Genomic DNA, 14,016 nt, shown 5'->3' with positions numbered 1-14,016 from the left:
TCCTAATTAGGTATCACCTGCTTCTTTTATATTATACAGATATTGTAAAAAACGTACTCAACTTATATCATTAGGTATAAAGAGAAGATAAAAGGGGGGAACACATAGATGGTCCCAGCAAAAATAGATACTATTTCGATCACAAATGTAAGTGTAAAAGGCATGGAATCCATCGTAGATTGGTTCGAGCAACATTTACACTCGTTCTTTGCACTTGGTTGGTCCTATCTTAAAAGTCAACAGCAAATGGAAGAGCTATTTTTCAGGACTATAATAAAAGCCCATAAGGAAATGCGACAAATGAAAAATGAAACATCATTCGAAATGTGGGTTACATCCATTTTCATACATACTTGCCAGGAGCTTTCTGATAATAGTAGTTTACAAGATTCAGGAGATAGTGAACCACGTCAGGATTTATTTAAAGCACTAGATCAATTGAATGGGTACGAAAAAGATGTGATGGTACTTACATATATAAAAGGAATCCCTAATGAGGAAGTGGCACAGCTTCTCCAAATTTCAGTAGAGAAGCTGAAAGAGCATTTGGTTTCCGGAATCCAGTCACTAAGAAATGTAATGGGGTACGGGTCATCCTTTAATGGCTGTGAAGAATATCATATGAGTTACTTGGATTACCTAGAAAGAACGATGGATCGACCGAAAAAGATTGATTTAGAGAAACATATTTTTCATTGCCAAAATTGTCAGGAGGATTTGGCTGCCTTTCAGGATGTCATGTTAACCATGTTAAATCTTACGGAAAGGTTGGAGGGTTTCCATGTGCCTTCTGGTTTCATGGAGAACGTCGTAAATAGGTTGGCTGAAGTGGAAAAGCACAGACAACAAAAGAATAAGAAACGTAAAAGAATGGGACTTGTTTTTGCAAGTATTTTTGCATTGTTAATGGGGATTGAATATTTTACAGGAGCGTTTGCCAGCCTCTACTATTCATGGACGGAAAAAGATCCAGAATTGAGTAGGTATCTTCAACAAGGCCTGGGTGAGAGGATGAATTTGGAAGCGGAAAGCAATGGGGTAAAAATTAAGATCAAGGGTGCGATTGCTGATGATGTTCAAACGATTGTTTTTTATGAAATAGAAGATACAGATGGAGATAATCAATATGTGATGAATAGTCAGGATGGGGTTTTAGTAGAGAATGCCTATGAAATCATGAGCCGAGAAGCAAATCTAAGGGAATATCCTCTTAACCATGAATCCGCTGTAAATAACGAAAAAAAGAACGTGTATCACGGGAAGATGAGTCTGCTGCCACTCTCCAAGAAAAACGGGACTATCAAATTGAAAATCACAAAGGTTCAGAAATTGATTCGTGATTCCTCTGATCTGAATAGTATTAGGGCTTACGAGAACATGGAATATGAAACAGGGGAGTGGAACTTCAAGATCCCTGTAATAAAACAACCTTCCGCCGAATATGCATTGGATGAAAAAACAGAAGTCGAGGGTATTCCCATTAGATTTGATAAACTGACCATTGCTCCAACAGCGACAATTCTGCAATATAGTATTCCCAATGACGAGTCTGAAAAATGGATAGATAATCTCAATTTTGACTATCTAGAAGTGAACAATAAGAAAGCGAAAGCGGATTTGTATGGACGCTCTTATTTAGATACAAAACAAGAAATGAATTGGAGTACTTTTCAAACAAACTTTGACCCTCTTTTTGGAGAAAAGCCAAAAGCGGTTAGCGTTAAATTCGGCGCTATTCATTTAACTATTCAAGACCCAAAAACTATCGAACTGAATGCTACCCAGGAATATCCTCAAACCTTTGAATATGCAGGAAGTACAATCTCGATCGACAGGGTGGAAATTGGACAGCCAACCAAAATTGTCATAAGCAATTATGAAGTAGAGAATCGAGCATATGAGTCGCTTCAATACAATATTATCGGTGAGGATGAAAATGAACCAAGTTCTATGGAGATGAGTTCTGAAGGAGTGCTCGTTGACAAAAACGGAGAAGAATACAAAGAAGATATGGCTGCCTCTTATGAAGACATCGAGCAGCCCCGTTATTTCGTTACAGTTGAAAGTATGAAGGTAGAAGGTAACAACACTGGAGAAAAAATAATCCCCAAAAGACTAGAGATTTATGGATATAATATAACGAAATATTTGGATGATATTGTGAAGATTTCGTTGAAATAACCTAAACCCCGGACATGTGGAATGCGTGGCGCAACTCATTTTGTAAAAAAGGGACGTTCCTGAAAAAGCCAAGAGAACCGTCCCCATGGCACCCATGGCATCTTAAATATAAAGCCCTCTTGTGTAAATAGATGTAATCGTCTTAGCCACCTCTTCAACAGAGCGATGATGTTCGTTGCGAACAATTTCCCATAAGTACATTTCATTCGTAAAAAACCAGCCTCGGGCGACAATCTCATGATCTAAATCCGTTCTAGCTAGTCCGTTTTGTTGGGCATAGGAAACGTCCTTTGAGATTCGCTGAATAAATTTTTCACGAATCACTTTCCATTTATCAGAAATGAGAGAAGAAACCCCAATAGCCTGTTCAAAGACCTGCATCAAATCCCGTTCTCTTTCAGCCATTAATAAAAATGCTTTAGCTTGATTATAAATGATATCCTCGGCTTCTTGTTTTGATTTTGGGAGGAAAGAGATTTCAGCAATGTCATAAAATCGTTCCATGACATCCTCCATCAATACAATTAAAAGGTCTTCTTTTCCTTCAAAATGAACATAGGCAGTTCCATATCCGATGTTTGCTTTTTTTATCATTTGTGAGATTGTCGCTTTTTGAAAGCCTTCCTCGAGAAAAACTTCCCTAGCAGCCTCTAATAACTTTTGCCTTGTCATCATCGAGCGTAAATGTCGTTTATCCTCAATATTACTTTGATTCATTTTTTACTCCTCCACTACTCATTATCTTTAGGATATATGGATTTTCAAAAAAAGGAAAGAGATGTAAGAAGAAACATATAGTAATAATTATCAGAAAAAATAATATTGACATCATGTCATGTTCAATAGATAATGAAGTTGACATGATGTCATATTTATTTATGAAAGCGCTTTTAAAACTAAATTATTCATTCAAAAGGGGAGATTCATGATGCTAGTAAATAACTTTAAAGCAGATTTAGATTACGCGAAAGAACTGGATAAGGAAGATTCTCTTAGACGTTTTCGAGAAGAATTTTATTTAAAACCTGGAACCATTTATATGGATGGGAACTCATTAGGGCTTCTTTCGAAAAGGGCGGAAAAGACGCTTTTAGAATCCTTAGCGGATTGGAAAGAATATGGAATCGATGGCTGGACGCAAGGAAACCATCCATGGTTCTTTATGGCAGAAGAACTAGGAAAGAGTCTTGCTCCGTTAGTAGGTGGCTCACCAGAAGAAGTGATTGTAACTGGTTCTACAACTGTTAATTTACACCAACTTGTTTCAACATTTTATAAGCCAGAAGGAATACGCACAAAAATTTTAGCAGATGAACTAACCTTTCCATCCGATATTTATGCTCTTCAAAGCCAGTTAAGGAACCATGGATATGATCCAGATACACATCTCATCCGTGTGAAAAGCAGAGATGGCCGTTTTTTAGAAGAGGACGATATAATCGAAGCGATGGATGAAACAATCCATTTAATCGTTTTACCCACTGTACTTTATCGGAGTGGTCAAATATTAGATATAAAACGATTAACTGAAGAAGCACATAAAAGAGGTATCTTAATTGCTTTTGATGGATGCCATTCAGTAGGCTCGATGCCACATTCTTTTAGTGAATGGGGTGTTGATTTTGCATTTTGGTGTAATTATAAACATTTAAATGGCGGACCTGGTGGAGTAGGAGGGTTATTTGTAAATCGTAAGCATTTTGGAAAGATGCCTGGACTAGCAGGATGGTTTAGCTCTAACAAAGAGAAACAATTTGATATGGAGCATACATTAACCCCGGCAAATTCAGCAGGTGCTTTCCAAATTGGAACTCCTCATGTACTAAGTGTTGCTCCATTAATTGGATCCTTAGAGATTTTTACAGAAGCAGGTATTGAAAATATTCGCCAAAAATCTCTTAAAATCAATCAATATTTAATGAATTTAATTGACAATGAATTAATAGATTTTGGATTTTATATTGGAACTCCAAGAGAAGATGTCCGACGTGGTGGGCATGTGAGTCTTGAGCATGCGGAAGCAGCTAGAATCTGTAAGTCTTTGAAGGAAAATGGGATCATTCCAGATTTTCGAGCACCGAATATTATTCGACTAGCCCCTGTTGCCTTATATACGTCCTACGAGGAAGTCTGGAAAGTGGTTCAAATGCTCAAAAAGATTATGGTGGAAAAACAGTATGAGAAATTTAAGAATGAACGAGAAGTAGTTGCTTAATAAACTCTATATCCCTTCAATGGTAGTAGTTACAAATAGGCAGCATAGGTCGGACAAATCATTATAGTTAATGAAGGGGATGAAATAGATGGGGATTAAAAATAGTGGTGACGAATTAAAGCGGGAATTAACAACAAAACAACTTTCCATGATCTCTATGGGGATGGCGATTGGGACAGGTTTATTTCTGGGCAGCGGGCTAGCTATTGGTACTGCAGGACCAAGTGTCTTACTCAGTTATTCCATCGGTGCGTTTATCGTATTATTATTAATGGGATGTTTGGCAGAAATGACTGTTGCACATCCCACATCGGGTTCTTTTGGAACGATTGCGGATAAATATCTACATCCGATGGTAGGCTTTCTTGTTCGATACTCCTATTGGATCGCTCAAGTTCTTGCAATTGGGGTGGAAATAAGTGCGGTCAATGTATATATGAAATACTGGTTTCCAGGTGTCCCTGGGATCATTTGGATCGTCGTATTTGCAGCAGTCCTCATTTATGTAAATGCTACCAGCGTAAATGCATTTGGTACATTTGAGTATTGGTTCTCTGTAATAAAGGTTAGTGCCATCATAGCGTTTATTCTTCTTGGAGCTTATGTTCTTTTTGGAACTTCGAGTCATGAAAATATAGGTGCTAAGAACCTAGTAGATCACGGTGGTTTTCTACCATTTGGTTTTAAAGGTATGTGGATTGCGGTATTTATATCTCTATTTAGCTTTTTAGGTACTGAATTAGTATCGGTTACTGCAGGTGAAGCAAAAGATCCGGATGTAGCTGTACCGAAAGCATTGAAAGCAACAGTATTCCGATTGTCTACGTTCTATGTGTTGACTTTGGCGGTCATGTTGATGATTGTACCGTGGCAATCAGCAGGAATTGAAGTAAGTCCGTTTGTAAAGGTAATGGAAATTTTAAATATACCTGGTGCATCCAGTATCATGAATTTTATCGTATTAACAGCTGCTTTATCATCTTTGAACGGAATGCTATATGCATCATCACGAACCATGTTTTCACTATCAAAGGAGAATTATGCACCTGCTATATTTGGTCGCTTGAATAAAAAGGGAGTGCCCATAACGGCACTGTGGGTTTCAACAATGGGAATAGTTGTTGCTGCAGTTGTAAACGCAATGTTCCCAAGTTCGTCCTATGCCTTTATGATGGGAATTTCTATGTTTGGATCACTCTTTACCTGGCTAATTATTTTCATCTCCCATCTATCATTCCGAAAAAAATGGGAGGAAATGGGTGGGCGGAAATTGCCTGTAAGAATGATTGGCTTTCCATATTTAACGATATTGGGTGGACTTCTACTGCTGAGTTTAATGATCACATCATGGTTTACACAGTTTAAAATGATGCTACAATTCGGTATTCCATGGTTGCTTTTCTTATCTGTCGCTTATTTTTTAATGAAAGGTAAGCGCTCTAATAGGAAACAGAATTATAATTCGGGGCAGAATAAAAAGGTTATATAATTTGAAGGCAACTAACCCAACCTGGGCAGTTGCCTTTTTTGATTTTTGGTAAAACTAATGGTGCCGGGGGGGGACGGTTCTGCTGGCTCTTTGCTAATAAGAGAGGCCTTGCAAAGGCAGAAGAGCCACCCCCGTGGCATGCCCTTATTAAACGCCGAAATTTGTCGAATCATAGGTTATTGACAAGCTTAACGGTTCATGAAATTATTATATTGAAAACTTCACTTTGCCTCTGGCACTTACCCCATGTTAAACCCCTATGTACACATAAAACCCTTAATGAAAACAACAATTGTAATATGCCAACGTTTCTAAACAACCTCAAAATTGTATCTTCATAGTTTTCTACTATAACAAACTTATTTATTCGAAACGGTTTTAAGAAAAATTGTAGAATACAAAAACTGAAAGGAGTGATATACCAAGTAAACTACTTATTACAGTTTTTCAAGACCATAAAATGATTAAAAAATTAGTAGGAGGAATTATTATGGGTCACGATATTTATGGAGTCAATAAAGCAGGAAAGGAAATTGCTTATGCACGTTTTAGCATGGGGAATTATAATGCTACGATCCTGTACAGCTTGCTGGAAGCGCATAAATACTATGCAGGAGTTAGTGGGTCAGGAGATTGGAATACTTACTCCATTCCACAAATTGAAAAGGCTTTGAATAAATACAAGCAACTATATAATAACGGTGATTCTCAGAATTGGGATTTAAAACAAATCCTGGAGTTTATACAAAACTGTTTAGAAACAGCAAAAAAAGAAGAGAGTGTAAGAGTGTATTTTGGCTAAGTTAATTTAACTGTTTCTGAATTTTTTTATCTCTATTAAACCTGCAATCTTCCCCTTTTATTTTCACCATTTTAATCCCACGACCATGCCCTCATATACTAACTTTCTATTAAAGTGATGAATCGAGTATACATTAATAAGAAAAATAAACGGGAAAGTTGCCCTTATTTCGTAGTATAAAAAAGGAGAGGTAGTATGAATGCAGTTCTGAGAAAAATTGCTCAAGGCGTGACAGTTTGTTATTCAGAGATTTTCCCCAATAATGACACAGATTATTTCCCCTTAGATTATTTAGGAAAGCTATTTTTGATCGTTGATTCCTATTGTATGAATCCTGATTGTACATGCCAAGAGGCGGTTCTTCATTTTCTACAAGTTTATCCGAGAGAAGAAAAAAAGGCTGAAAGTTTTATGGTCAGGTATAAACTTAACGGCAGGGGATTTAAAATTCATGAACGTGGCAAATTCAACAAACGTGAAATACAGTCCATTGTCATGCACTTTACCGCCGATGACACGATCCTAAAACTCTTAAATAATCGATTCAACGAAATGAAGGAAAAAGCACAAGAAATAATTTTACGGTAAGCCATATTACCGATTAAAGGGGGACCGTTCTTGAAAAACCAAGAGAACCGTCCCCCTGGCACCTTTTAATTGACAAATAGGCTAGTAAATTTTACGATAGATAGCACACGATGTATCTTATAGGATGTATCGTGTGCTATTTTTTTGAAAGGGGTTAATAATGGAAGAAAAAGCTGTTTATATTCGTGAATCTCTTGATCTATTACAAAGTTATATAATGAAAAGTCTTCAGAAACATTCTGAAGAACATGGTGTAACTATTCCCCAAGCAAGAGTCATTGGGGAAGTATTTGCTCATAAAAAAATTAGTATCAAACATCTTTCTCAAAACCTTAAAATGACTCAAAGTACGGTTTCAGATATCGTTGAACGACTTACTTCAAAAGGGCTTCTTGTGAAAACGCCAAACCCTAAAGATAAACGGTCAGTGTATATTTCACTATCCAACGAATTAAATGAAGGAATAAATGAGGACATTTCGGAAATCGCAAATAAGTCATTATTGGAAGTATTAAATCACCTAAATCCAGAGGAACAAGAGATTGTTGAGAAGGGCATGAGGTTACTGGTTTCTGCTGTTAAGGAAAAAATGGCAGCAGAAGGAATGGATAATCGTGAATTCTTTGATGTTTTATACTTTCAAGAAAAAACAAAATAAATTTCTAAAATAACGGAGGATTCAAGGTGAGAAGCATTATTAAAGGCCGCTGGGCCATTTTTTCCATTTGGCTGATTGCAACGATTGTACTTACAGTCATACAGCCAGACATTAATGCCATACTAAGGCAAAAAGGCCAGCAAGGAACGAGTAGTGACAGTCCTTCAGTGATGGCAGATCGTATCTTGAAAAAGATGGATACAACGAAAGGGATCAACAACCTTATCGTTTTTTACGATAAAAATAAAATATCAAATGATGAAATGGAGAAAATTGGTGATGCTGTAGAAACCATTCGTGAGAGCGGTTCAGAGCTTGGTATTGCTAACATCATGGATCCTTTTAGTTTCCCCGAAGCCAAGAGCTCTCTAGTATCTAAAGATGGTACGACGCTTATGGTGAGCTATAAGCTGGACAAAAGAGGGCGAGAAATAGATGAAATCCAAAAACAAATGGAAAGCAAATTGGACCATGTACCTGTTGACTACTATCTCAGTGGTGAAGACTTTATCAATAATGATTATCTGAAGGCGTCTCAGGCAGGTGTTGAAAAGAGTGCGGCATTAACGGTAATTTTTATTTTGGTTGTCCTTATTATTGCATTTAGGTCAGTCGTGACACCGTTGATTTCCTTAGTGGCTGTGGCTTTTTCCTATCTTGTTTCCATGGGTATTGCTGCTCAATTAATTGATAAAGCGGGATTTCCAATAACGAGTCTTACCCAAATGCTGCTGGTCCTTATCCTTTTTGGGATTGGTACGGATTATAACATTCTTCTGTTTAATCGATTTAAGGAAGAACTATCCCATGGCCATTCTATTGACGAATCAATCTTTAATACTTATAAAACAGCTGGTAAAACCATCGCTTACAGTATTCTCACTGTATTTATTGCTTTCCTCGCGCTTATTTTCGCCGAATCACCAATCTATCGATCTGGTGTTGTAGTTGTAATCGGGGTAACGATCTTATTGCTTGAAATTGTGACCCTTACTCCATTTATTATGAAGGTGTTAGGCAAAAAACTTTTCTGGCCTTCTAAGAGTGTTACCGGTCATAAGGAAAATAAGTTTTGGGGCAGTACGTCCTCTTTTGCTGTTAAGCATCCAATTATATCAACGGTCATCATTCTTTTGATTATTGGTCCAATGATGTATTTGCATCAGGAAAAGTTAAACTTTGATACCATTGGAGAACTTGGAAATAAATATCCTTCGTCTAAGGCTATTAATTTAGTAGCGGATCACTTTGGTAAGGGTCAGGCAATGCCGGCGACTGTTGTCATCGAAACTAGTAAACCACTAGATAATAATGAATCTCTCGCAGTCATTGACAACATAACTGAAAGAGTGAAGGGGATTAAAGGGGTGAAACAGGTCTCATCCATCACACAACCCCAGGGTAAGCCCATCGACGGTTTTTATGTCGATAAACAAATGGGGTCTGTGACAGATGGATTGTCCCAAACACAAGGCGGCGTGAATCAAATCTATGATGGATTGAAGGAAGCACAAGAAGGATTTGGGTTCAGCAGATTTTTCTAAAGTCAGTCAAATGGTGGACGGCACGGCAAAGCTCGAAAACGGTATGGTGGCGTTAACCAATGGTTTGAAGCAAATTCAAAACGGTATCAATGACGGGTCTAGTCATTCCAAAACGATTACTAACGGTTTAGCTGACTTTAAAACGAATCTTTCCCAAATAAGCAGTGGTGTTAATGGGTTAGCTGAAAATTTTGAGAAAATCCAGAATGACTATGTTGAATTGGGAACTAGTTATCAAAATGCCAATCAGGAACTTCTTAAGGTAAAAAGCGGTTTTTTGGAAATGCAATCCCTGGTAACAAAGTTAGGAAGCAGTTATGCAAATTCTCAAAGTGACGAAAATTATGTGGCTTTAAAGGAAAAAATTGATGAAGAATCAGCTTCATTAAATCAACTTATAGAATTAATAAGCGAATTAAATAATAATTATAATGAAACAACTGCTAATTTTGGAAAGGCAAATAAAAGCCTGAAAACCATGGGCAGTGGCTTATCACAATTGGCAGCCGGTTTGAAAGAGCTTGAATCTGGACTTGGTCGAGCATCTTCAGGAATCGGCACCATCGTAACCAATATGAACAATGTCACGAATGGCCTGAACCAGATGAAATCAGGTCAGCAGCAGCTTGCAGACGGCCTCAATGGCTTTAGTGTGTTCGGTGAAAAGCTATCAGATGTAAACAACGGATTAAAGCAAATCTCTGATGGACTAGGACAAACCAATGGTTACCTAACGCAGCTTAATACGAATAAAAGCTTCTTTATTCCAAAAGAAGCTTTAACAAATAAGGACTTTAAAAAGTCATTTGACACGTTCATGTCCGAAAATCGAAAAATCACCAAATTCATGGTTGTCTTGAAGGATGATCCATATTCTGAGAATGCTTTAAAGACTGTAGAAAAAATCAACCAAACGGTTTCTGACGGTCTTAAGGGCACGGTTTTATCAGATGCAAAGAGTGGGACATCCGGTCCAAGTGCAACAACGAACGATATGAATAATGTACTGACCAGGGATCTGAATAAAACAACGACAATCGTCATCATCGGAGTATTGCTAGTACTGTTCTTTGTTATACGATCTTTCTGGACACCGGTTTTCATTACCGCATCCCTTGTAGGGGCATATTATGCGGCCATGTTCATCATCAATTACATTTTCATAGATTTGAAAGGGCTAGCAGGTATTTCTTCTTTCGTACCATTCTTCTCCTTTATTATCATTGTCGCCTTGGGAGTAGACTATAGTATTTTCTTAATGATGCGTTTTAAGGAATATCCGGATATTCCGGCTATAGAAGCGATGGTATTAGCATCCAGACAAATAGGTGGAGTAATTATCGCAGCAGTGATTATCCTTGGAGGTACCTTTGCCACACTGATGCCTGCTGGGATCGTGCTATTATCAGAACTCGCCATAGCTGTTATTTCCGGCTTGGTGATCCTTTGTTTTATCCTTCTTCCTATCTTTGTACCGGCATTAATAGCTCTTCCAGAAGCTCTAGCAAATATTTTTTCTAGAAAAAAAATAGAAAATGGAAATTTGGAGAAAAAAATAGTATAAAACGTAAAAGGCAGTCCCTATTCAAATAAGGTGACTGCCTTTTTTATTGTTGACGGAATTTATTCCCATAAAATATCCTATAATAGAAAAGTGTGAAAGAATTCTACTAACAGTTGAAAAGCAACTTAGAAATAGTTCAATCTAGTGAAAAATAGGAGGTAATGATGGGGAGATTAGTACATTTCGAAATTCATGTGGATAACATGGACCGGGCAAAGAATTTTTATGGTGAAGTATTCGGATGGTCGTTTCAGGATTGGAGTGAGTATGCGGGTATGCCTTATTTTGGAGCAGTGACTGGGGATGAAATTGAACCAGGAATCAATGGTGCTCTGATGCAGCGCCAAAGTGCACCTCCGGAAACAAACCAAGCTTTAAACGGATATGCTTGTACAATGGGAGTAGAAAATTACGATCAAACAGAAGCTAAGATTCTTGAACATGGCGGTAAGGTGGCGATGCCAAAGTATGCCCTTCCTGGTATGGCATGGCAAGGATACTTTATTGATACCGAAGGCAATATTTTTGGAATTCATCAACCCGATGTGAATGCAAAATAGGTAAAAAAATGAAAGGCAATTTACCTCTTTATAGGTGTTGCCTTTTTTCGTTTTGGAGGAAGTATAACTTTTTCTATATTAGAAAATTTTACTATCAATCTATGTGTATAGTTCTAATTACCCATTGGTAAAATCTCCTCTTATAAGTAGTCAATTATCATAATGATAGAATTCCGCATATTTCTCATATCCTCCAATATTTTTCAACAAATAGACATTTTCAGTCGACAATTTTGTCAGATTATTCTACATAAAATTACAATTATATTACATTCCTCCCGATTCCATTGTTTTTAGTCCATTTGGAATATAAACTAGTAATATCTTAGTAGTCTGAAAAAATGATAGGATACAAGAGGAGATAATATAATGTTTAAAAAACTATTTAAATATACAGTAACAGCTGCCATTCTTGCCACTACCATTCAAGCGTCACCTACTTTTGCAAGTCCAGAAACATCAGCAATTCAAGGTCAAATCAGTGCAACGGAAGATCAAATCGATAACTTTGAAACCAAAATTCAACAATTAGACGATCGTATAAGCCAATCAATGGAAAAAAGTGAAAAACTTAATAGTCAAATCAAGACGCAACAAGGGAAAATTGAACAAACCCAAGCGAATATTGAAGAAGCTAAAGCGTCCTTAGAAGCACACAAAGAAATTTACTCTGAACGTTTAAAGAGCATCCAAGCTGAAGGAAAACAGTCAATTGTTACATATGCAGAACTATTACTTTCATCTAATAACATTTCTGAGTTTCTAACTCGTTTTACTGCGATCTCTAGTATTATGGAAAGTGATACAGCGTTATTAAACGGCTTAAATGAAAAAGAACAGGCGTTAAAAGATGCAGAGGAAAAATTACACGATGAGTATAATCAATTAAAAAAGAGCCAAAATGAATTGGCTTCTGAACAAAAACTGATCCAAGTAGCTAAGGCTGAGATCCAAACTGAATTAGCCACTGCACAAAGCGCTTTACAAAGTCAAAAAGACCAATTAGCTCAAAAGCAGGCACAAGAAGAGGCTCAAAAACGTGCGCAGGAAGAGGCACGCCGTCAAGCTCAATTAGCGCAGCAGGCTACTCAAAGACAATCCGGAGGAAGCCATTCTTCTAAATCAACTCCATCTCCATCGGTAAATGTATCTAATGAAACGACTTCTGCAACAGCAAGTAATGTCATTGCTATTGCAAAAAATTATCTAGGCGTTCCTTATGTATGGGGTGGAACAACACCGAGCGGCTTTGATTGTTCAGGATTCACAAGCTATGTGTTCCGTCAAGTCGGTATCAGTCTTCCAAGGGTGTCACGTGATCAGCAAAGAGTTGGAATGAGAATTTCTCCAAGTCAAGTACAACCAGGAGACTTAGTATTCAGAGGTTCACCTGCATACCATGTCGGTATTTATATCGGAAACGGACAATATATTCATGCACCACAAACAGGTGATGTAGTAAAGATCGCAACTTATAATCCAGCAAAATTCACTAGTGCTGCTAGAGTTCTACCTTAAATCTTGAAAAATTTAAAGCAGTAATCTAATATAGCTTATAAATGCAGTGCCTGTTCCTTTAGGGGGACAGGCATTATTTATTAAAGAAATGTAAAATAGGTGAAGTTATGATACACACATACTCTGGAGAAACCATCTTTTTTGAAATCAAGTACAAAAACCGAACTTCCATCGCTGTTACAATAGACGGCTATGGGAATATTGAAGTACAGGCACCGAAAGGAACACCAGATGAAAAGGTTATTCAATTATTAGAAACCCATTGGGAGCAGCTTCAGCTTAAAGTAAAAGAAATGAAAGAGAGGCTGCAAGGACCATTGGAAAAAGTATATGAGCATGGTGAGAGTTTTCTTTTTTTAGGAAACACTCTACCCATACAGATATTTCAAGACAATACCATTGAACAAGATTACGTTAAATTTGAGGGAAAACAATTAGTTATATATGTGAAATACCCTGAGGATGAGAAAATTAAACATGCATTAAAACGATTTTATTATCAACAGTGTAAGGCATTAGTTGAGAAGAGTATTTCCTCGTATCAAAGTTACTTTAAAACAAAGCCACGTTCTATTCGGATTACAGATAATCAAAAAACATGGGGAACCTGTGATTCAAAGCATCATTTAACCTTTAATTGGAGGCTGGCTATGGCCCCTCAAAGTGTAATTGATTATGTTGTCGTTCATGAAATGTGTCACATGGTCCATTTAAATCATGACCGCTCCTTTTGGCGGCTAGTTGGAAAAATAATGCCTGATTATAAGGAAAAAGAAAACTGGTTAGCCTTATCGAACTGGAAAATGACTGTATAGTAATTTGTTTTAGCAAATCTAAATATGAGGGATCATGGGGAACTGTCGGTAAAGTTCTTTCGGTCAGATTTATTAATGAGGA

The 14,016-nt window shown here is 37.2% G+C and carries 12 protein-coding genes; 11 read left to right on the top strand and 1 reads right to left on the bottom strand.

What is annotated here, in order from left to right; translation table 11 throughout:
• Nucleotides 1-108 precede the first annotated feature (108 nt).
• Entirely contained in the window at nt 109-2,181 is a 2,073-nt protein-coding gene (locus QE429_RS21205) for a sigma-70 family RNA polymerase sigma factor (protein ID WP_307289878.1), read from the top strand.
• Between the two features lie 102 nt (nt 2,182-2,283).
• Here the strand turns inward: QE429_RS21205 and QE429_RS21200 are convergent, their stop codons facing one another.
• Nucleotides 2,284-2,898: a TetR/AcrR family transcriptional regulator gene (locus QE429_RS21200; RefSeq protein ID WP_307289875.1), complete on the bottom strand. Its 615-nt coding sequence runs from the start codon at nt 2,896-2,898 to the stop codon at nt 2,284-2,286.
• Between the two features lie 211 nt (nt 2,899-3,109).
• Between QE429_RS21200 and kynU the strand changes: the two genes are divergently transcribed.
• The 10 genes from kynU to QE429_RS21150 all read left to right on the top strand — a co-directional run bounded on the left by kynU (nt 3,110) and on the right by QE429_RS21150 (nt 13,934).
• Nucleotides 3,110-4,396, top strand: a complete 1,287-nt coding sequence (gene kynU, locus QE429_RS21195) for a kynureninase (protein WP_307290910.1) — start codon at nt 3,110-3,112, stop codon at nt 4,394-4,396.
• Nucleotides 4,397-4,484: 88 nt separating this feature from the next.
• Complete coding sequence (locus tag QE429_RS21190; protein ID WP_307289873.1) at nt 4,485-5,885, top strand: amino acid permease; 1,401 nt, start codon at nt 4,485-4,487, stop codon at nt 5,883-5,885.
• 490 nt (nt 5,886-6,375) lie between these two features.
• Nucleotides 6,376-6,687 (top strand): hypothetical protein, encoded by a 312-nt coding sequence (locus QE429_RS21185; protein WP_307289871.1) that lies wholly within the window; start codon nt 6,376-6,378, stop codon nt 6,685-6,687.
• A 195-nt stretch (nt 6,688-6,882) separates the two neighbouring features.
• Entirely contained in the window at nt 6,883-7,275 is a 393-nt protein-coding gene (locus QE429_RS21180) for a hypothetical protein (protein ID WP_307289869.1), read from the top strand.
• Nucleotides 7,276-7,435: 160 nt separating this feature from the next.
• Entirely contained in the window at nt 7,436-7,933 is a 498-nt protein-coding gene (locus QE429_RS21175; protein WP_307289868.1) for a MarR family winged helix-turn-helix transcriptional regulator, read from the top strand.
• 26 nt (nt 7,934-7,959) lie between these two features.
• The gene (locus QE429_RS21170) at nt 7,960-9,477 is read left to right on the top strand and encodes an MMPL family transporter (protein WP_307289867.1); all 1,518 of its coding nucleotides are present in this window, start codon (nt 7,960-7,962) and stop codon (nt 9,475-9,477) included.
• Complete coding sequence (locus tag QE429_RS21165; RefSeq protein ID WP_307289865.1) at nt 9,455-11,041, top strand: MMPL family transporter; 1,587 nt, start codon at nt 9,455-9,457, stop codon at nt 11,039-11,041. The genes QE429_RS21170 and QE429_RS21165 overlap by 23 nt, the downstream gene beginning before the upstream one ends.
• A 164-nt stretch (nt 11,042-11,205) precedes the next feature.
• On the top strand, nt 11,206-11,601 hold the full coding sequence (locus QE429_RS21160; protein ID WP_307289863.1) for a VOC family protein: 396 nt from the start codon (nt 11,206-11,208) through the stop codon (nt 11,599-11,601).
• 369 nt (nt 11,602-11,970) lie between these two features.
• On the top strand, nt 11,971-13,119 hold the full coding sequence (locus QE429_RS21155; protein ID WP_307289861.1) for a C40 family peptidase: 1,149 nt from the start codon (nt 11,971-11,973) through the stop codon (nt 13,117-13,119).
• Nucleotides 13,120-13,226: 107 nt separating this feature from the next.
• The gene (locus QE429_RS21150; protein ID WP_307289859.1) at nt 13,227-13,934 is read left to right on the top strand and encodes a M48 family metallopeptidase; all 708 of its coding nucleotides are present in this window, start codon (nt 13,227-13,229) and stop codon (nt 13,932-13,934) included.
• Nucleotides 13,935-14,016 lie beyond the last annotated feature (82 nt).

The sequence above is a fragment of the Bacillus sp. SORGH_AS_0510 genome, assembly GCF_030818775.1.
Lineage (GTDB): Bacteria > Bacillota > Bacilli > Bacillales > Cytobacillaceae > Neobacillus.
Note: the sequence above shows the minus strand (reverse complement) of the source record. Positions and strands in the feature narration are given on the sequence as shown.

Coding starts and splice junctions, on each gene's coding strand:
- QE429_RS21205 (WP_307289878.1), top strand. CDS start 109: ATGGTCCCAGCAAAAATAGATACTATTTCGATCACAAATGTAAGTGTA.
- QE429_RS21200 (WP_307289875.1), bottom strand. CDS start 2,898: ATGAATCAAAGTAATATTGAGGATAAACGACATTTACGCTCGATGATG.
- kynU (WP_307290910.1), top strand. CDS start 3,110: ATGCTAGTAAATAACTTTAAAGCAGATTTAGATTACGCGAAAGAACTG.
- QE429_RS21190 (WP_307289873.1), top strand. CDS start 4,485: ATGGGGATTAAAAATAGTGGTGACGAATTAAAGCGGGAATTAACAACA.
- QE429_RS21185 (WP_307289871.1), top strand. CDS start 6,376: ATGGGTCACGATATTTATGGAGTCAATAAAGCAGGAAAGGAAATTGCT.
- QE429_RS21180 (WP_307289869.1), top strand. CDS start 6,883: ATGAATGCAGTTCTGAGAAAAATTGCTCAAGGCGTGACAGTTTGTTAT.
- QE429_RS21175 (WP_307289868.1), top strand. CDS start 7,436: ATGGAAGAAAAAGCTGTTTATATTCGTGAATCTCTTGATCTATTACAA.
- QE429_RS21160 (WP_307289863.1), top strand. CDS start 11,206: ATGGGGAGATTAGTACATTTCGAAATTCATGTGGATAACATGGACCGG.
- QE429_RS21155 (WP_307289861.1), top strand. CDS start 11,971: ATGTTTAAAAAACTATTTAAATATACAGTAACAGCTGCCATTCTTGCC.
- QE429_RS21150 (WP_307289859.1), top strand. CDS start 13,227: ATGATACACACATACTCTGGAGAAACCATCTTTTTTGAAATCAAGTAC.